General features: G+C 64.0%; 16 protein-coding genes and 1 tRNA gene. 13 read left to right on the forward strand and 4 right to left on the reverse strand.

Going from position 1 to position 17,900, the window contains the following annotated elements:
- Nucleotides 1–19: 19 nt before the first annotated feature.
- From VFG17_RS10985 to VFG17_RS10995, 3 genes are all read right to left on the reverse strand, one after another.
- Complete coding sequence (locus VFG17_RS10985) at nt 20–1,462, reverse strand: NAD(P)-dependent oxidoreductase (protein WP_325029503.1); 1,443 nt, start codon at nt 1,460–1,462, stop codon at nt 20–22.
- A 159-nt stretch (nt 1,463–1,621) separates the two neighbouring features.
- A complete protein-coding gene (locus tag VFG17_RS10990) occupies nt 1,622–2,422 on the reverse strand; it encodes an undecaprenyl-diphosphate phosphatase (protein WP_325029504.1) in 801 nt (266 codons plus the stop codon).
- Complete coding sequence (locus tag VFG17_RS10995; RefSeq protein ID WP_325029505.1) at nt 2,422–3,360, reverse strand: complex I NDUFA9 subunit family protein; 939 nt, start codon at nt 3,358–3,360, stop codon at nt 2,422–2,424. Before VFG17_RS10995 ends, VFG17_RS10990 begins: the two co-directional genes overlap by 1 nt.
- Nucleotides 3,361–3,561: 201 nt before the next feature.
- On the opposite strand from VFG17_RS10995, the gene VFG17_RS11000 reads away from it, so the two are divergent.
- Nucleotides 3,562–3,648: transfer RNA gene (locus tag VFG17_RS11000), tRNA-Leu, on the forward strand.
- Between the two features lie 173 nt (nt 3,649–3,821).
- Nucleotides 3,822–5,048 (forward strand): tyrosine-type recombinase/integrase, encoded by a 1,227-nt coding sequence (locus VFG17_RS11005; protein WP_325029506.1) that lies wholly within the window; start codon nt 3,822–3,824, stop codon nt 5,046–5,048.
- A gap of 5 nt (nt 5,049–5,053) precedes the next feature.
- Here the strand turns inward: VFG17_RS11005 and VFG17_RS11010 are convergent, their stop codons facing one another.
- The gene (locus VFG17_RS11010; RefSeq protein WP_325029507.1) at nt 5,054–5,254 is read right to left on the reverse strand and encodes a helix-turn-helix domain-containing protein; all 201 of its coding nucleotides are present in this window, start codon (nt 5,252–5,254) and stop codon (nt 5,054–5,056) included.
- Nucleotides 5,255–5,774: 520 nt separating this feature from the next.
- Between VFG17_RS11010 and VFG17_RS11015 the strand changes: the two genes are divergently transcribed.
- The 11 genes from VFG17_RS11015 (at nt 5,775) to VFG17_RS11065 (ending at nt 17,657) form a co-directional block, all read left to right on the forward strand.
- The gene (locus tag VFG17_RS11015; RefSeq protein WP_325029508.1) at nt 5,775–6,524 is read left to right on the forward strand and encodes a DUF7146 domain-containing protein; all 750 of its coding nucleotides are present in this window, start codon (nt 5,775–5,777) and stop codon (nt 6,522–6,524) included.
- Between the two features lie 32 nt (nt 6,525–6,556).
- Entirely contained in the window at nt 6,557–8,566 is a 2,010-nt protein-coding gene (locus VFG17_RS11020; RefSeq protein ID WP_325029509.1) for a chromosome partitioning protein ParB, read from the forward strand.
- Between the two features lie 139 nt (nt 8,567–8,705).
- On the forward strand, nt 8,706–13,001 hold the full coding sequence (locus VFG17_RS11025) for a strawberry notch family protein (protein WP_325029510.1): 4,296 nt from the start codon (nt 8,706–8,708) through the stop codon (nt 12,999–13,001).
- Nucleotides 13,002–13,015: 14 nt separating this feature from the next.
- Nucleotides 13,016–13,159, forward strand: coding sequence for a hypothetical protein (locus VFG17_RS11030; protein WP_325029511.1), 144 nt, complete (start codon nt 13,016–13,018; stop codon nt 13,157–13,159).
- A gap of 143 nt (nt 13,160–13,302) precedes the next feature.
- On the forward strand, nt 13,303–13,785 hold the full coding sequence (locus tag VFG17_RS11035) for a hypothetical protein (protein ID WP_325029512.1): 483 nt from the start codon (nt 13,303–13,305) through the stop codon (nt 13,783–13,785).
- Nucleotides 13,778–14,821: a hypothetical protein gene (locus tag VFG17_RS11040; RefSeq protein ID WP_325029513.1), complete on the forward strand. Its 1,044-nt coding sequence runs from the start codon at nt 13,778–13,780 to the stop codon at nt 14,819–14,821. Before VFG17_RS11035 ends, VFG17_RS11040 begins: the two co-directional genes overlap by 8 nt.
- The gene (locus VFG17_RS11045) at nt 14,821–15,096 is read left to right on the forward strand and encodes a zinc finger domain-containing protein (RefSeq protein ID WP_325029514.1); all 276 of its coding nucleotides are present in this window, start codon (nt 14,821–14,823) and stop codon (nt 15,094–15,096) included. Before VFG17_RS11040 ends, VFG17_RS11045 begins: the two co-directional genes overlap by 1 nt.
- A 33-nt stretch (nt 15,097–15,129) precedes the next feature.
- Nucleotides 15,130–15,765 (forward strand): antitoxin of toxin-antitoxin stability system, encoded by a 636-nt coding sequence (locus VFG17_RS11050; protein ID WP_325029515.1) that lies wholly within the window; start codon nt 15,130–15,132, stop codon nt 15,763–15,765.
- Nucleotides 15,746–16,006, forward strand: a complete 261-nt coding sequence (locus VFG17_RS11055; protein WP_325029516.1) for a hypothetical protein — start codon at nt 15,746–15,748, stop codon at nt 16,004–16,006. The genes VFG17_RS11050 and VFG17_RS11055 overlap by 20 nt, the downstream gene beginning before the upstream one ends.
- A gap of 91 nt (nt 16,007–16,097) precedes the next feature.
- Nucleotides 16,098–17,291, forward strand: coding sequence for a DUF932 domain-containing protein (locus VFG17_RS11060; protein ID WP_325029517.1), 1,194 nt, complete (start codon nt 16,098–16,100; stop codon nt 17,289–17,291).
- A gap of 57 nt (nt 17,292–17,348) precedes the next feature.
- Entirely contained in the window at nt 17,349–17,657 is a 309-nt protein-coding gene (locus VFG17_RS11065) for a hypothetical protein (RefSeq protein ID WP_325029518.1), read from the forward strand.
- The last annotated feature ends 243 nt before the right edge of the window (nt 17,658–17,900 follow it).

The raw sequence follows: 17,900 nt of genomic DNA on the forward strand, positions 1-17,900 counted from the left end.
AGATTCCTTCCCCTGTTGGTCATGCCGCCTTCTTTTCGCTCTTCGCTTTGACTTTCAACCACTTTGCCATCTGTTCGCTGACATCGCGGCCGTCGCGGATGCCCCACACGACCAGGCTCGCGCCGCGCACGATGTCGCCTGCCGCAAAGACACCCGGCAAACTGGTCATCATCGTCTGGTGATCGACGCGCAAAGTGCCCCAGCGCGTGACCGACAGGTCGGGCGAGCCGAACAGGTGCGGCAGCTCCTCGGGGTCGAAGCCCAGCGCCTTGATCACCATGTCGGCGGGGACGTCGAACTTGCGGCCGGGATCGGCCTCCGGGCTGCGGCGGCCGCTCGCGTCGGGGGCGCCGAGGCGCATGCCCGCGACCGCGACTTCCTTCACATGCTTGTCGGCGGTGAAGCTTTCGGGGGCCGAAAGCCAGACGAACTCGACGCCTTCTTCCTCGGCGTTCGAAACCTCGCGCTGCGACCCCGGCATATTCTCGCGGTCGCGGCGATAGAGGCACTTCACCGATTTCGCGCCCTGACGGACGGCGGTGCGGACGCAGTCCATCGCGGTATCGCCGCCGCCGATGACGACGACATGCTTGCCCTTGGCGTCGAGGCGCCCGTCGTCGAACGCCGGAACCTCGTCGCCGAAGCTCTTGCGGTTCGACGCGATCAGATAGTCGAGCGCGGCGATCACGCCGTCGGCGCCATTGCCGGGGACGTTGATCTCGCGCGCCTTATAGACGCCCGTCGCGACCAGGATCGCGTCATGCTTCTGGCGCAGTTCGTCGAGCGTCGCGTCCTCGCCGACCGCGAAGCCGAGGTGGAACTGGATGCCGCCTTCCTGGAGCCGGTCGATGCGGCGCATCACGACATCCTTTTCGAGCTTGAATCCCGGGATGCCATAGGTGAGGAGGCCGCCCGCGCGGTCGTGCCGGTCATAGACATGCACCTCATGCCCCTGCGCGCGCAGATATTCGGCGGCCGTCAGGCCCGCGGGACCCGCGCCGATCACGCCGACCGACTGACCGGTCGCGGCGCCGACGTGCAGCGGCTCGACCCAGCCCTCGGCCCAGGCGGTGTCGGTGATATATTTCTCGACGCTGCCGATCGTCACCGCGCCATGGCCCGAGAACTCGATGACGCAATTGCCTTCGCACAGCCGATCCTGCGGACAGATGCGGCCGCAGATCTCGGGCATCGTCGAGGTCGCGTTGCTCAGTTCATAGGCTTCGCGGAGGCGCCCCTCGGCGGTCAGCCGCAGCCAGTCGGGAATATGATTGTGCAAGGGACAGTGGACCGAGCAATAGGGCACGCCGCATTGCGAGCAGCGCGCCGCCTGTTCGTCGGCGTCGGGCGCCGCGTAACGTTCGGCGATCTCGCGAAAGTCGCGCGCGCGTTCTTCGGCGGAGCGCTTGTCCGGATAGGATTGTTCACGCCCCACAAACTGGAGCATGCGTTCGGAAGCCATGCAGTATCCCCTTCGTTGAGAGGCGAAATGCATGGGCCGAAACGCGCTGTCACGGGCGAATTGCGGGATAGGTCAATAATACTTACCTAAATCGGGCGTCAAATTTGCGCCAAAATAGGTTCGCGCAATTATCTTTCGTCGATTAGTATCGTTTCGGACCTATCTCATGCCGAGCCAGATCAGCGCCGCGACGCCGACGATGATTCGGTACCAGGCGAACGGCGCGAAACCATAGCGGGTGACAACCGCGAGGAAGGCCTTGATCACCGCCCAGGCGACGATGAAAGAGACGAACGCGCCGACCGCGATCAGGCCGAGGTCGTTGGTGGTGATCGCGTCGCGATGCTTGAACAGCTGGAGTACGGTCGCGCCGGTCAGCGTCGGAAGCGCGAGGAAGAAGCTGAACTCGGCCGCGGTCTTGCGGTCGACCCCGAACGACATCGCGCCGAGGATCGTCGCGCCCGATCGGCTGACCCCGGGGATCATCGCGATGCACTGGACCAGCCCGACGAGGATCGACTGGCGCGCCGACACATTCGCGACCCCGCCGACATCGCGCGTCTTCGCGAACCGCTCGACGAGCAGGATCGCAAAGCCGCCGATGACGAGCGCCCAGGCAACTATGACGGCATTTTCGAGCATCAGCTCGATATAGTCGCCGAACGCGAGCCCGAGGACGACCGCCGGGAAGAAGGCGAGCAGCAGGTTGCGCACAAAGGCGATGGCGACCGGATCGCGGCGGAAGAAGCCGGTGAACATCTCCCAGAACAGCTTCCGGTACAGCACAACGATCGCGAGAATCGCGCCGGGCTGGATCGCGATGTTGAAGATCGCCCAGCGCGCGGCATCATAGCCGAGAAGTTCCGTCGCAAGAATCAGGTGCCCGGTCGAGGAGACGGGCAAAAATTCGGTCAGACCCTCGACGATGCCGAGGATGATTGCGGTCAGCCAGATACCCATTATCGCGAGGCAAGCTCGGCAAAGCGGCCGTGGCGGCGATACTGGACCAACCAGCCGTCGGCGACCGAGGCGAGCGAGGCCGGCACGACGCCAAGCTGCGCGAAACCTTCGGCACCTTCGGCGACGACATTGTCGCGCTGGAGCATCAGCCACTGATCCTTGGTGATCGGCGCGCCGGGTGCCCAGCCGAAGCCGCTTGCGAGCGCCGATGCGACGACATCGGGGACATCGACGAACAGCGGCGAACGTCCGGTCGCATCGGCGATCCAGCGAAGCAATTCGCCCATCGTCAGCACCTGCGGCCCGCCCAGCTCATAGGTCTTGCCCGCGGCATCGCTGCCGAGCGCCGCGACCACCGCATCGGCGACGTCGCCGACATAGGCGGGCTGGAATTTCGCATCGGGTGCGATCACCGGAACGACGGGCGCCATGCGCATCATCGTGGCGAAACGGTTGATGAAATGATCCTCGCGGCCGAACAGGATCGACGGTCGCAGTATCGCGGCACCAGCAAAGGCCGCGCGCACCGCGGCTTCGCCGTCGCCCTTGCTGCGGCCATAGGCTGAGGCGCTTTCGGGGTCGGCGCCGATTGCCGAGACATGGACGAGCGCGCCGGCGCCCGCCGCCTTCGCCGCCGCCGCGACATGGCCCGCGCCATCGGCCTGCACGGCTTGCATGTCGGCGAAGGCGCCGGTGAGATTGATCACCGCATCGCTGCCCTGCACCGCACGCGCCACGCTCGCGGGGTCGCGGACGTCGCTCGCCACGAACTGCGTCTGGCCGAGACCGCCGAGCGGTTTGAGGAAGGTCGCGGCACGCGGTTCGCGCTGGGCGATGCGGACGCGGGCGCCGCGTGCAAGCAGCCGCTGCACGACATAGCGGCCGAGGAAGCCGCCGCCGCCCAATACCGTGATCAATTGCGCGTCGAATTTCCGCATGTGTGTCCGCCTGTATCGATTCTCTTGGAGGGCGCGAGGCGCGCCGACGGGCCTCCCCATGCCGCGAAGCGGGAAGGGGAGCAAGGGGCGAGGCGGCAATATGACGCAAAACCGATCTCTTTGCGATAAAATGCACGCCAGCCGCCGCGACGCGGTTGACAAGCCGTCGGCCGCGCCGCTAAGCGCCCGCTCCTACCCCGTGCCCAGATGGCGGAATTGGTAGACGCACCAGCTTCAGGTGCTGGCGATCGCAAGGTCGTGGAGGTTCGAGTCCTCTTCTGGGCACCATTGACTTTTCCGGCAACGTCCGGGAAAGTCCAGCAAGCGGCTGGTTTTACAGCATTTTTTCAGAGAGAATCGCTGAATGGAATCCGGGCTCATCCAGCCGGAACCATCAGCATACCATCAGCTTTGATGGTGTTTTTGATGGTTCCGGGCAGCCCCCTGAAGGTGAAACCATCATGACGCTGACTCACATCCAGATTTCGAACGCTAAACCCGGGGAAAAGGCCTATAAATTGGCTGACGCCGACGCCCTGTACCTCGTGGTGAGGCCGACCGGGGCAAAAGTCTGGCGAATGAACTATCGTCACCTCGATCGACAAAAGACTCTCTATTTTGGCTCATGGCCGGAGGTCGGACTTTCCGATGCACGCGAACTGCGCGACGCCGCGCGCAAGAAAATCGTGGCCGGCGTTGACCCCGCCGCGGAAAAGAAGGTTGCGCGCCTCACGCAGAAGATCGCCGAGGACAATACGTTCAAGGCGATCGCGGCAGAATGGAAGGCGAAGAACGAGCGGGAGGAACGCGCGCCGGCGACGCTGCGCAAGATCAGCTGGTTGCTCGACATCGCCAATCCGATGATCGGCAGCCGTCCGATATCGAAGCTTACACCGCAAGAAATCCTGGCGGTGCTCCGCAAGGTTGAAGCAACAGGACGATATGAGAGCGCCCGGCGCATGCGCAGCGTGATCAGCAGGGTATTCCGTTACGCCATCGCTACCGCGCGGGCCGACCGCGATCTCGCAGCAGACCTTCGCGGGGCGCTAACCACGCCAAAGGTGAAGCACCATGCAGCAATTACAAACCGGAAAGAGACTGGCGCGCTGCTGCGTGCAATCGACGGGTACACCGGCCATGAGCTCACGGCGATCGCGCTTCGATTGACGCCGCATCTTTTTGTAAGGCCGGGGGAACTGCGCCAGGCGGAATGGGCGGAGATCGATTCCGAGGAGAATGTTTGGTCGATCCCGGCTGAAAAGATGAAAATGCGCCGTCCGCATTGTGTTCCGCTTTCCCGGCAAGTTCGCACGCTGCTGCAGGAATTGCATGCCCTCACAGGGGATGGGCGCTACCTGTTCCCCTCTTTACGGACGCCGCGTCGGTGCATGTCGGAAAATACCGTCAGCGCCGCGCTGCGCCGGCTCGGATACAGCCGCGATGAGATGACGGCCCATGGGTTCCGTTCAACGGCCGCGACGCTGCTCAACCAGATGGGCATGTGGCATCCCGACGCAATCGAGAGGCAGATGGCTCATCTCGATGCCAACGCCACCCGCCGGATTTACACCCGCGGCGAATATTGGGAAGAGCGCGTCCGCATGATGCAGCATTGGTCCGATTATCTCGACAAGCTCCGCGAAGGAGCACAGATTCTCCGGCCAGACTTCGGCAATGCCACGGGTTGAGCTGGCTAACAGCCGGTCAGGGCCTTCAAGCTCCTGTAGGGGATCAACGTGGACCGGCCGACCTTGACGGTTTCAAGGTCGCCGGCCTCGATCAGCTCATAAATCCTCGACCGGCTGATACCGGTGAGTTGGACTGCGGCGGATATTCGCACCGTAAGCGGCTCGATGACAATCGCATCAATCTGTTTCGGGGTGGGGTCCGACATAATTCGTTGCTCGCTCGAGGAATTGGCTGAGCGGCGGCCCCTTCCGTCGCCGGTTTCTCCATAAGCAATTTGCCGCGATGCCGTCGCTCCTTCAACGACCGGGGAACGGCACTGCCGCTTCCAGGCACCGGAGAGCCCCTCCTCTTGGCCGGATCGGCGCGATTTCGTTTCGGCGGCGGGAGGCGAGAAGCCGTAACGGGTCCCTTTTCCTCGTGAACAGTTCGCTCCCGCCACGAAAAGCGGGCGGTCGTGCGTCCAGCCATCGTCTCGCGGGCCAGCTGAGAATCAGGTCGTTGAAGGGATGGGTAGGGGAGTTGGAGGGTGTGGTATTATGTAATGACAGGGTTACGCGATGCCTTCCCCCATTTCTTATTCCGAAATCTCTCGTCTGGAAGCCGCCGGTTCGGATCTCGTCCACCGACTTGGTGGTAGCTGGCATCGATCCTCAGGGATGTGCCGCTGTCCCGCTCACGACGATCGATCACCGAGCCTCTCGGTTCGCGTCGGTGATACCCGACTCTTGTTCAAATGCTTTGCCGGGTGCGACACGGGCGACGTGCTGCGCGCCATTCGGCGGCTCGATCCGAATGCTATTGCCGCCAAGGGCGAGGGTATTCCTCAGAATCTCCAACTCGGTCGATGGCTGCAGCAGCGCGCCCGCGATTTGTGGAGAAACGGACGCCCGATACCGGGGACGATCGCAGAGACTTACCTGCGAAATCGGTCCATCGACATCGCGCCGGATTGCTTGCGCTTCTGCGACCAAACGCCTCTCGGCAAGGGCAAGATGGCCACGTTCCGTCCTGCAATGCTCGCCGCCGTCACCGACGATTCCGGTTTGCTCGCTGTCCAGCGGACTTTTCTGGACAGGCTGGGACGCCGTTCGCGGGACCTCCGCCGGCCCCGACGCCTGCTGGCTCATCCATCCGCCGGTGCGGTTCGTCTCACGCCGGCCAACGACACGCTGGGCATCGCCGAAGGCGTCGAAACCGCGATCTCCGCAATGGTTCTACTTGGCATTCCCGTCTGGGCAGCTCTCGGAAACGAACGCTTCCCCCATATCGGCATCCCGAAATGCGTGTCCCGCCTCATACTGCTGCCCGACAATGACTATGCCGGGCGCATCGCTGTACCGCTTGCCGAGAAGGCCCACGCGATGCCTGGACGGCGCATCGACACGATCTGGCCATGGAACGGTCGCAACGACTGGAACGACGTGCTCCGGGAAGGAGGGAAGGGGGAGGGCGACTGGCGGCGCCAAGTGGCCTGAATGTTCAGGTTGCTGCCGCCGGGAGACTGACTATGACTTATCCCATCGTATATGCGTTGGCGCGCAACTGCGTCGCTTCGCCGCTCAACGTCCGGACCGAGAGCGATCCCGACGCCGACGCCGAACTGGAGGCGATGATCGGCGAGGCCGGCTTCGTGCTCCAGAACCTGATTGGCACCGCGATCAAGCGCAAGAAGGACAGCTACAGTATCTTCGGCGGCGGCCGGCGTCTCGGGCGCGTCCATGCTCTGATCGAAAAAGGCCAGCTTCCGGACGACTTCTGCGTCCCGGTCATGGTGATGCCGGACGCGAAGAATGCCATCGAACTCAGCCTCGCTGAAAACCAGAAACTGCCGATGACCGCCGCCGATGAATGCACCGCATTCAAGAACATGATCGAGAAGGAAGGCAAGACGCCGGGACAAGTCGCCGCGCGCTTCGGCAAGACCGAGCGCTTCGTCCTCGGACGTGTACGGCTCGCCGATCTCCACGAAACAATCTTCGAGGCACTGCGCAAGTGTGAAATCACGCTCGAGGTTGCCAAGGCCTATGGCAGCACGTCGGATACGGTTCGCCAGGCCCGTGTGTTCGAGCAGTATAAGGACAGCTACTACAAGGACGATGTCTATACGATCCGGCGCGAGCTCGCCACCGGCTGCTATCGCGGCGGCGATCCCAAGGCGTTGCTCGTCGGCCGCGAGGCCTATGTCGAAGCGGGCGGGCGGATCGATTCCGACCTCTTCTCCGACAGCGCCTCCGAAACCTGGATTGACGGCGACATTCTCGATCGCCTGGTGGACGAGAAACTCGCGGTCGAAGCCGAGGCGATCCGTGAACGCGAGGGCTTCGCCGAAATTCGCGCCGTGCCGACGATGCGTGTCTCGTTCACCGAGCTCGATGGCCTTCGCCCGGTCCGCGGTGAAGTTCCCCCGCCGACGGCGGAGGACGAAGCGCGCTGCGACGAAATCGAGGCCGAGATGAACAAGATCGCGGAAGCCGCGAGCGAAAGCGACGACGGCATCACCGATGACGACGAGCAGCGTTATCGCGATCTCGAATGCGAACTCCGCGACATCCAGAATCGGCCCCCGGTCCTGACCGACGAGCAGAAGGCGTTGGCCGTCGCGTTCGTCGTCATCGGCGAGGATGGCCAGCCGCGCGTCCATCAGCAGGTCTATATGACGCCCGAGCCCGTGGACGAGGATGTCTACGAGGACGGTGTCGGCAACATCGACGGTGCGGTCTCTGCGAAGCCGGGGATCAGCCAGCGGCTCGCCGACGAACTCGCGACGATGAAGGCGGAACTGCTCCGTGTCCATGTCGCGAGCGACCCGCGGTTCGCGCTCGATCTCGGCACCTTCGTGATGGTCGATGCGGCGCAGCGGCGCTATGGGGCGAGCGATCTGGCAAGCGAACTGAGGGCCGATGCGGCGCCGTCGCGGGTCATCGGGTTCGAGAGCGGCACGGCGGCGGCCGAGGAGTGGGCGAAGCTCGATGCCGGACTCGACCGGAGCTGGATCGATACCGATGTGGGCGTCACCGGTCGCTATGATGCCTTTTGCGCGCTCAGCGAGGAGGCGCGCGCGGCATGGCTCGGCTGGGCGATCGCCCGCACTATTCATGCTGTGCCCGGCAGGACGACCGGCAGCGAGTTCGTTGACCATCTCGGTAGCAAGCTCGGTATCGACGTCGCCGCGTGGTGGCGTCCGACCGCGAACAACTATTTCAAGCGGCTCACCAAGACGTCGATCCTCGACCTGTTCGCGGAAATCGGCGGCAGCGAACTCGGCCAGCGCTACGGCGCCTCGAAGAAGGACCTCCTCGCTTCCTCGGCCGAGCAGCTCTTCGCGGGCAACATCATCGTCGAGGCGGACGTCAAGGAAAAGGCACTCGCCTGGCTCCCCGACTCCATGCGCTTCGAGCATCCCGTCGCCGAGCCGGAGAACGACGATGCCGAAACCACCGGCGCCGCCGAGACGCCGACGGACGAAGAGCCGGTCGATGATGGCGACGAGGACGAAGTGATCGCCGACGCGGCCTGATCCGGCGGAGCCGACCTCGATAGGGGCCGTGACCACGCGTCGCGGCCCCTTTTTTCATGCCGCCTTCCACTCTGGAGGAGAGGGGGAGGGCTGTGTGCGGCGGGGGCAGGTGCCCCGGAGCCAGTTCAGGAGAGCTTCCATGACCCTTCCGCTTTTCAGCATCGCCGACACCCCGGATTCTGGCGCCCGGGAAAAGGCCGAACGTCTTCACGGCGTCGCACGGGCTCTGCAAACCCGGCTCGCCGCGCCGCAATCGGTGACGCGTTCGCTCCTCAAGGGGCTCATGTCCGAGGCGTTCGGCGGCTCCGATGCCGACGGACACTGGTCGATGCGCGATGCCTATGACGCACTCGAAGCGGCCCAGGCTGCAGACATGCTGTCGCTCGGTGACGGCCATAGCCCCGACAGCCCGCCCGAGGATGACTTCTCGGCCATTCTCGCGTTCGAGAAGGCGCTGCCGACCCAAACCTATCGCAGCGAGCATCAGGTCGAGATGCAGCAGTTCAGCACGCCGACCGCGCTGGGCTGGCTCGCGGCCCGTGCTGCGGCGGTTACGGCCGACGACCATGTGCTCGAACCGTCGGCGGGCACCGGCATGCTCGCGGCGCGCGCGGTCGCCGCCGGCGCCGCCGTGACGCTCAACGAACGCGATCCCTGCCGCGCCGCGCTGCTCGCCCTCGTTACCGACAGCGACGTCACCACCCACGATGCCGAGTTCATCAACGACCATTTGCCTCCCGAGGTGCTGCCGACGGTCGTTCTGATCAATCCGCCTTTCAGTCGCAGCGAAGGCCGGGGCGAGGACCGCCACGCGGGCGCCCGTCACCTGCGCTCCGCGCTCCTCCGCCTCGCCGACGGCGGACGCTGCGTCGCGATCATGTCGCCGGCCTTCGCGCATGACGGCAGCGGTGCCCGCGGCTATGTCTCGGTTGCCGAGATCGCGCGTCCACGCGTGGAAATCACGATCCTCGGTCGCCCCTACGCCAAGCATGGCACCGGCATCGCGGTCCGGTTGATCGTATTCGACAAAGGTTGGGTCGGCGTAACCGAACGCCACACGGTCGATACAATCGAGGCGGCGCTGCCGATCGTTCTCGCGCTCCCGCCGCGCCTTGATCCGACCGACGAACCGCCACCGGCCTCTCCGGCTGTCATCCCCATGCGATGGGCGCTCAAAGCCGCATCGGCGCCGCTCTTTTCGGGCCTTGCCACTCCCAAGATCATCGCGCCGTCGCGGATCGCTGCGAAGGACGATCCGGCCGAGCCGCTGGCCTATTCGGTTCGCGATGCGCCGCTGCCGGTCGGCGACCCGGTCGGCATCTACGCCCCATGGCGGCTCGCCCGTATCGATATTCCGGACGCTACGTCCCATCCCGACAATCTGGTTGAATCGCTCGCAATGGCGTCGGTGCTGCCGCCGATTCCCAGGTATCGGCCACTCTTCCAGAACCGAGCACGCAGCGCGCTGTCCGACGCCCAGCTCGAAGCGATCATCTATGCGGGTGACGCCTTTTCGCGCGACCTGCCGGGCCGGTTCGTGCCCAACGAGGCGGGCGACCAACTCCGCGAGGATGCCGACGGGCACGCTTATCGCATGGGCTTCTTCATCGGCGACGGCACGGGCGTCGGCAAGGGTCGCGAAGGCGCCGCCATCATCCGCGACCAATGGAACTGCGGTAACCGCCGCGCTCTCTGGATTTCGAGGGGCGCGACGCTCCTTGAAGATGCCCGCCGCGACTGGACCGCGCTCGGCGGCCTTCCGATCGACATTCAGCCGCTCGACGCGTTTCCGCTTGGGCAGCCGATCGGTATGGCGAGCGGCATCCTCTTCCTCGCCTATGCGACCCTGCGCTCGCAGCGCCACGACCAATGCTCGCGCCTCCAGCAGATCCTCCAGTGGACCGGCGCCGATTTCGAAGGCGTGATCCTGTTCGACGAATCCCATTCGATGGGCAATGCCGCAGGCACCAAGGACGAATACCGTCAGGCCAAGGGCTCCGAACAGGGTCTTGCCGGAGTTCGCCTGCAAAACGCCCTCCCGCGCGCGCGCGTCGTCTATGAATCGGCGACCGGCGCCACCAAGCCGGAGAATCTGAGCTATGCGTCGCGGCTCGGCCTCTGGGGCCCCGGCACGGCCTTTGCCAACCGCGACGCATTCCTCGCAGCGATGACAGACGGCGGCATCGCCGCGATGGAGATCGTCGCCCGCGACCTCAAGTCCATGGGTCTCTATACGGCGCGCGCGCTGAGCTTCGCTGGCGTCGAATATGACCCGCTCGAACACCAGCTCACCCCCGACCAGATCGAAATCTACGACGCCTATGCCGACGCATGGGCGATCGTTCACCAGAACTTGGGCGAGGTGCTGAAGGCGTCGAACATCGTCGACCGCATGTCGGGCGAGACGATGAACGCCATGGCCAAGGGTTCGGCACTCAGCCGGTTCGAGAGTGCGAAACAGCGCTTCTTCTCGCAGGTGCTGATCTCGATGAAGATGCCGACGGTCGTTCGCGCGATCGAGGAGGAACTGGCCGCGGGCCATGTCGCCGTCGTGCAGCTGACAAGCACGGCCGAGGCGATCCTCGAACGCCGGCTTGCGGACCTGTCGCCGGACGAGCGCGCCAACCTTGCGATCGATGTCTCGCCGCTCGATACGCTGATCGATTATCTGAAGACGGCCTTCCCGACGCGTCAGATGCGCGGCTTTCGCTCATCCGACGGAGCGATGCGCTCCGAACCGATGCATGATGGCAATGGCAACGCGGTTTTTTGCCAGGAAGCCATCGAAGCGCGCGACAATCTGGTCGAAAGCCTCTGTTCTATGCCGCCGGTCCCGGCCGCGCTCGACTTCCTGATCGCGCATTTCGGGACCGACAAGGTCGCCGAGGTCACGGGCCGGACGCGCCGCGTTGTCCTTGACGGGCAGGGGCGGCAGAAGCTCGAGCGCCGCAGCGCCAGTTCCAATATCGCCGAGACCGACGCCTTCATGTCGGGACGCAAGCCGATCCTCGTCTTCTCGGAAGCGGGCGGCACCGGGCGCTCTTATCACGCCGACCTCGATTGTCCGACCGCGAACAAGCGGCGCATCCACTTCCTGCTCGAGCCGGGCTGGCGCGCCGACATCGCGATCCAGGGTCTCGGTCGCACGCATCGCACCTACCAGTGGAAGCCGCCGGTGTTCCGCCCCGTCACGACCGACTGCAAGGGCGAACGCCGCTTCATCAGCACCATCGCGCGCCGCCTCGATACGCTCGGCGCGCTGACGCGCGGCCAACGACAGACCGGCGGCCAGAATCTGTTCGATCCGGCCGATAATCTGGAAAGCAGCTATGCTCGCGAAGCGCTCACGCAATGGTATCATCTGCTCCATGCGGGTAAGCTTGCGAGTGTCGGTCTCGAGCAGTTCCAGATCATCACCGGCCTGAAGCTCGTGGACGACAATGGTACGCTGCTCGACAAGCTGCCGCCGATCCAGCGCTGGCTGAACCGCATCCTCGCGCTTCGTATCGCGACCCAGGATGCTATCTTCGAGGAATATATGGGGCTCATCCAGGCCCGCGTCGATGCTGCCCGCGAAGCAGGGACGCTCGATCTTGGCGTCGAGGCGATCCGGGCCGAGCGTATCGTCCAGCTCTCGGAGCAGGTTCTCAGGAAAGACCCGGTCTCCGGCGCCGAAACGCGGCTGCTCCGCCTCGAGCTTCACCTCAAGCCGCGTGTCACGGGCTGGGCGCGCCTCTACAAGATCTGGGGCGGTTCGTCGGACGTCCAGTATCTCCGCAACAGTCGTTCGGGACGCGTCGCCCTTTGTGTTCCATCTTGGTCGATTACCGATGAGGACGGGAGGCCCGTCAAGATGATGGAGCTTGTCCGGCCGACAGGGTCGAACCGCATCCAGCTTGCCGGGCTCGGGCATACGCATTGGGCGGAGATCGACCGCGAGAGCTTCCAGAGCTTCTGGGCGGCCGAAGTTACCGAAGCGCTCGACAAGGTCGATATCGAGACGATCAGTGTCGCAACCGGCCTACTTCTCCCCGTCTGGAACAAGCTGCCGCAGGATGATGTTCGTGTCTGGCGGATCGACGATGCGGCGGGAACGTCGATCCTTGGCCGTATCGTGATGCCCGGGGCGATCGAGAAGCTGGAATCCGCTTTCGGCCTCACCTCCTCGATCATGCTCACACCTGACGAACTGATGCAGGCCGCCCGGCATGGCGATGGCGCCCTCATCCCGGGGCTGCACGGCGCGCGGCTCGTGTCCGCCATGGTCAACGACAGCCGCCGGCTCGAGATCCGGGATTTCCGACCTCAGGATCGCGAATGGCTGAAGGCGCGCGGCGCGTTCAGCGAGGTGATTGCATATAAGACCCGGCTCTTCCTCCCGGCGGGGAAGGCCGATGAGATCTTGAGCTCCGTCATCGCCGGGCCTCCACAGTGAAGTCGAACCTCTCCGTGGGAGACGCAGCTATCGGCTGGTCAATCGGCAGTTTGTCGAGGCTTCCACGCCGCGATGCCCGTGATAGCTGCCCGGCGAGCATGCCGCTCGCGACCTTGCCGATCGACGGCACCATATTCGAGCATCTCGACGAGGGCTGACTTGCTGATCTTGGCTCGTCGAACGCGGAGCTGGCGCGCTTCAATGCTCGCACCGCGAAAGCAATTCGCCGGAGGAGGGAAGGGGGTGGCGCGGGGCGTGGCGGCGGAATGGTCTGCCGACCACCAAGAAGATGGAGGTTCCCATGGCAGACCGGGCATCCGCCATGATCCAGATCGGGGGCACGATTTCTGGCGACCTGATACCGGCACTTCTCGAAGCTATCGAATGCGATGGCGGGAAAGCCGATTGGGAAGGAAATGCGATCGAGCTTTCGCATATCGCCGCCGGACATATCCTCGAAGTTTGCGCCTATGAGCTTGTCGGCGGTCAGTTCGAATGTGTCGAAGCCTTCTGCCGCACTCACGGCATCGCCTTTGTTCGGCGCTCGGACGCATGTTCCGGAGCATTCGGACCCGAGCGCGCCGTTCACACGGGCGATGGGGCGCCTCGATATTATGAGGTCAATGATTTCGGCCGGATCGTCCTGACGCAGCGAGAGTTGAACGACCTGGGTTCGATCGCCGCGGCGAACGCCTGGTTCGAAGCGGGCGATTTCGCACTTCCGCTCTTGTCCATCGGAACCCGCGCAAATCCGTCCTCTGGCCAGGAGAATGACGATGGCTGAACATTATCTCGAGGCAAGCTTCAGCTTCACCTGCACCGATGGCGAAATGGCGCTGCTCAAGGAGATATTCGAGGCAGCGAGCGACATGATGGGCGATATTGTCCCACCGGCACCGAGCCCGAAAATCCTCGAATTCTTCCCTCCTGAAAACGATGATGATCCGTGGAGCGGCCTTTGCGCGATATTCTGCGATGCGGATTTTCCGGATTTCGGTGCCCGTATCGAGGCGGGAACTGTGTCGATCGACGGGGCCGGACAGATCGCGCATATCCATGGCACGCCATCCTTCCAACCCGACCCGGTTGCGATGGTGATCCATCGGTGCTGTGCCGAATCCCTTCTTCGCGGCCCAATCGGTTTCGAATGGTCGGAAAGCTGCTCCAAACCTCGCGAGGGCGAGTTTGGCGGCGGCTGGTGCGCCATCTTCGCGGATCGCATCGAGATGCACTCGACGCGCGAAGCCTTATCGGCGGCGCTTGGGCCGTTGGTATCGGGCAATCCACCTCACTCGGCTTCCGACGCCTGGGCTGAGCGTCCGGGCCATCCGCTTGCGGACTGGAAATACCAGATCGCGAACGACGACACGCGCCTTGGCTATCGAGACTGGATTGCGGCGCGCGAGGTCGCCGAGCTGCACGATACCGCCGGATATCCCGACGCGACCTCGCCTGTCCCGGAGGCGCCCGGACTCTATCTGCATCTCTATCACGGCCGCAAGGATCCCCACGAGAATCTCGAAGACTGGGGCAGCGAAGGGCCGGTGATCGGCCCGCTCGCCTATCTGCACACGACCTATATGTGCGACGTCAAGTTTGCGGCGGCGCCCGACGTGATGGAGTGCTTCTTCCCTGCGGTCATGACCGAATGGCGCGCGCGGGGATTGTCCAACGTCGCGGGTCCGCTCTGCGATTGGCGCCTGACCGTCTTCAACGATTATATCGAATATGACGGCATCTACTATGGCGACTGGACTGTGTTCGTCGCCACGCCCGGCGAGGTCGACGAGCGGTTCGCCAAGACCGCGGCGCCTGCGTGATGGCGCACATCGTCAAAGGCGAAGCCTTCTGCCAGAAACCGGGCTGTGCAAAGTCCTGGCCCCGCGATCCCGTGCTCGAGGTCGTCTGCCCCGACTGCAAGGCGGCTGTCGGTGCCGACTGCCGCCGACCGAGCGGGCACAGCGGACCCTTTGTCGAGCTTCACGCCACGCGCGACATCCTTGCCGATCGCGAGGGCAAATATGGCCCGTGCCCGCTTGGGTTTTGCGGCCTCGATCGCGCATCACCTCAACTGGGCCTGCCGCTGTTCGATTGAACTGCGGCGTCGCTAATCGGAAGGTTTTCCGCATTGCCCGAAATCATCCCCATCACGGTCTACCAGTTCGACGAACTCGATGATTCCGCCAAGGACAAGGCGCGGCGGTGGTATCGCCAGGGCGCCTTCGACCATGACTGGTACGACTTCGTCTTCAGCGATTTCGAGGCGATCTGTGATATCCTCGGCGTCACGCTTCGCACCAACCCTGTTTCCCATGTCGGAGGCACGAAGTGCGAAGAGCCGCAGATTTTCTTCACGGGCTTCGCCAGCCAGGGAGACGGCGCCTGCTTTGCCGGCAGCTACGCCTATCGGTCCGGATCATCGAAGGCGATCCGGGGCTATGCGCCGCAGGATGCTAGGCTTCACCGGATCGCCGACGCGCTTCGCAACATCCAGCGCCAGCACTTCTATCAGCTCAGCGCCGATATTCGTCACCGCGGTCGCTATTACCATGAGTATTGTATGGAAATCGCGGTCGAGCGCCGCGGGATTCACGTTGTTGCTCTCGCGGAAGATACCATCGTCGAAGCAATGCGCGACCTTGCCCGCTGGCTCTATCGGCGCCTCGAAAGCGAATTCGAGTATCTGACGTCCGAGCCGGCCATCGACGAGGCCGTCATCGCGAACGGCTACACCTTCCTGGAGAATGGCAAGCCGTTCAGTTGACCGCGTTTGGCCTTGCCTCACTGATGGTTGTCGATACCAAGAAGTCACGATCTGGGCCGTCTGCGGACTGTGCAATTCGAACCGTCTCGGCACAAATCGGACGATCGCTCAAGACGGCGACTGGAACTGGATCCGCGACCGCAACCTCCGCGGCGTCTCTATCGAGAACGCTGCCGTGGACGATATCCGCGCCGTCGAAAAATTCTGGCTCATCGACCTTGTGACGCGCCGCGCGATCTGACTGGCCGCGGGGAGGGAAGGGGGCGGGTTCGGGGCGAGCCGGTCCGTGATTTCGGCCCGGCTCGACGTCCCACTCTTGTCGGAGATTTCCCATGAGCAGTCTTGTCCCCGCCGCTGACCATTCGGTCGGAAGCGCCTATCGCGTCGACATCTCCCGGGGCCGCAACATCGGCCGCGTTTCGTCCGAATGGTTCTCGCGTCCCGATGACGAGCGCTTCCTCTCGCTGACCGATCTCTATGATGTCGTTCGCGCCCGCGCCGACCGCGCTACCACGCGCGTCGTCGACAGCAAGGCGATCCGTGTCGAGGCGCGGAGCGATAGCCCCGAGCGTCTCTCGCTGATGGTCCCCGACGAAGAACGGCCCGTTGCTCCAACGAACTGGGCATTCGGACAGCTTTGCAGCCTCGTCGGCGCGCCCGCGTCCTATCTTCGCGAGCTTCCGGCTGCGCTTGCCGGCATCAATCTTCAGCATGGTCTCGTCGCACACCGCGGCGAGCAGGTGAAACTGCTGCAAACCGAAGATGGGCGGACTGAACTCCGCGCCGCGACCGGACCCGAATACGGCCGTATCTGGGATTACGAGCTCGTGGAGGCGGTGATGAAGATCGCCGGCGACGGCGTCGGGCAGACACGGTGGAAGGTCCCCGGCGTGCTCGACTGGTCGAACATGCACTATAACCCCTATGTCGACGTCACGCGCGACACGACGACGCTCTACGCCTCCGACCGCGACGTCTTCATTTTCCTTGTCGACGACACGCACCCGATCGAGGCGGGCAAGCTCCCCAATGGCGACCCCGACCTCTACTTCCGCGGCTTCTACTGCTGGAACTCCGAGGTCGGCGCAAAGACGCTCGGCATGGCAACCTTCTATCTCCGCGCCGTGTGCATGAACCGTAACCTCTGGGGCGTCGAGAATTTTGAGGAGGTGAAGATTCGCCACTCGAAATTCGCGGCCAACCGCTTCGCCCATGAAGCAGCGCCGGCACTCGAGCATTTCGCGGAGTCCTCGCCGATGCCATTCCTGAGCGGCATCAAGACCGCGCGCGAGCGCATCGTCGCCCGCAAGGGCGAGGATCGCGAGACGTTCCTGCGCAAACGCGGCTTCTCGAAGGCGGAAACCGCGAAGATTGTCGCAACGGTGCTCAATGAAGAGGGGCGCCCGCCAGAGACGATCTATGATTTCGTGCAGGGCATCACGGCCTTCGCGCGCACCAGGACCAACCAGGACAGCCGCCTCGAAGTCGAGAGCAAGGCCCGCAAGCTCCTCGAAACCGCCCACTGACGTCCGAAGCCGCCGGTTCGTTCGATCCGGCGGCTTCCCATTCCATGGAGACCCGCCATGACCGATGCGCGTTACCGCCTGCTCGATACGATGCAGGACCTCCTGTCCAACTATCTCCTCGACGAAAGCCCCGACAATGTGACGTGGGAAGATTTCGACCCCGACGTCGACGGGCTGCGTTCGAGCGTCGTCGACCTCATCGACAAGCATTGCCGGGGTACGGTCTCGACTGCTGTCGTCGCACCCTGGCTGGTCGATGTCGAGTTCTTCAGCGGCGATGCTTGCTTTGCGACTGTCGTCTATACGATCGACGCTTCGACACCTGAGGGAGCGGAGCACCACGCGCTGTCGATGTCGCTACAATGACCCGCGCATACCGGACCTGTCGCGCGCCGCAACCGCGCGGCCGATGGACGAGCCCGACGCGCCGATATGATTGTCGATCGGACCCGGTGATGGCGCGAACGGAGCTGCCGCGGGCGACCGGGGCGACGAATTTCGACCCGAGCCCCCTTCTTTGCCCGTCATCGATGCGCGCCGAGAGGCATCATCTATCCTTGAAGGTCATCACTGTGCGAGATCGATGCCGGTCGCGCGGCGTGTCCTTTC

This window comes from Sphingopyxis sp. (genome assembly GCF_035686825.1).
In the GTDB taxonomy this organism is placed as follows: Bacteria; Pseudomonadota; Alphaproteobacteria; order Sphingomonadales; family Sphingomonadaceae; genus Sphingopyxis.

Bases quoted from the DNA above. Each gene is read 5' to 3' on its own strand.
- VFG17_RS10985 (WP_325029503.1), bottom strand. From the start codon at position 1,462: ATGGCTTCCGAACGCATGCTCCAGTTTGTGGGGCGTGAACAATCCTAT.
- VFG17_RS10990 (WP_325029504.1), bottom strand. From the start codon at position 2,422: ATGGGTATCTGGCTGACCGCAATCATCCTCGGCATCGTCGAGGGTCTG.
- VFG17_RS10995 (WP_325029505.1), bottom strand. From the start codon at position 3,360: ATGCGGAAATTCGACGCGCAATTGATCACGGTATTGGGCGGCGGCGGC.
- VFG17_RS11005 (WP_325029506.1), top strand. From the start codon at position 3,822: ATGACGCTGACTCACATCCAGATTTCGAACGCTAAACCCGGGGAAAAG.
- VFG17_RS11010 (WP_325029507.1), bottom strand. From the start codon at position 5,254: ATGTCGGACCCCACCCCGAAACAGATTGATGCGATTGTCATCGAGCCG.
- VFG17_RS11020 (WP_325029509.1), top strand. From the start codon at position 6,557: ATGACTTATCCCATCGTATATGCGTTGGCGCGCAACTGCGTCGCTTCG.
- VFG17_RS11025 (WP_325029510.1), top strand. From the start codon at position 8,706: ATGACCCTTCCGCTTTTCAGCATCGCCGACACCCCGGATTCTGGCGCC.
- VFG17_RS11035 (WP_325029512.1), top strand. From the start codon at position 13,303: ATGGCAGACCGGGCATCCGCCATGATCCAGATCGGGGGCACGATTTCT.
- VFG17_RS11040 (WP_325029513.1), top strand. From the start codon at position 13,778: ATGGCTGAACATTATCTCGAGGCAAGCTTCAGCTTCACCTGCACCGAT.
- VFG17_RS11045 (WP_325029514.1), top strand. From the start codon at position 14,821: ATGGCGCACATCGTCAAAGGCGAAGCCTTCTGCCAGAAACCGGGCTGT.
- VFG17_RS11055 (WP_325029516.1), top strand. From the start codon at position 15,746: ATGGCAAGCCGTTCAGTTGACCGCGTTTGGCCTTGCCTCACTGATGGT.
- VFG17_RS11060 (WP_325029517.1), top strand. From the start codon at position 16,098: ATGAGCAGTCTTGTCCCCGCCGCTGACCATTCGGTCGGAAGCGCCTAT.
- VFG17_RS11065 (WP_325029518.1), top strand. From the start codon at position 17,349: ATGACCGATGCGCGTTACCGCCTGCTCGATACGATGCAGGACCTCCTG.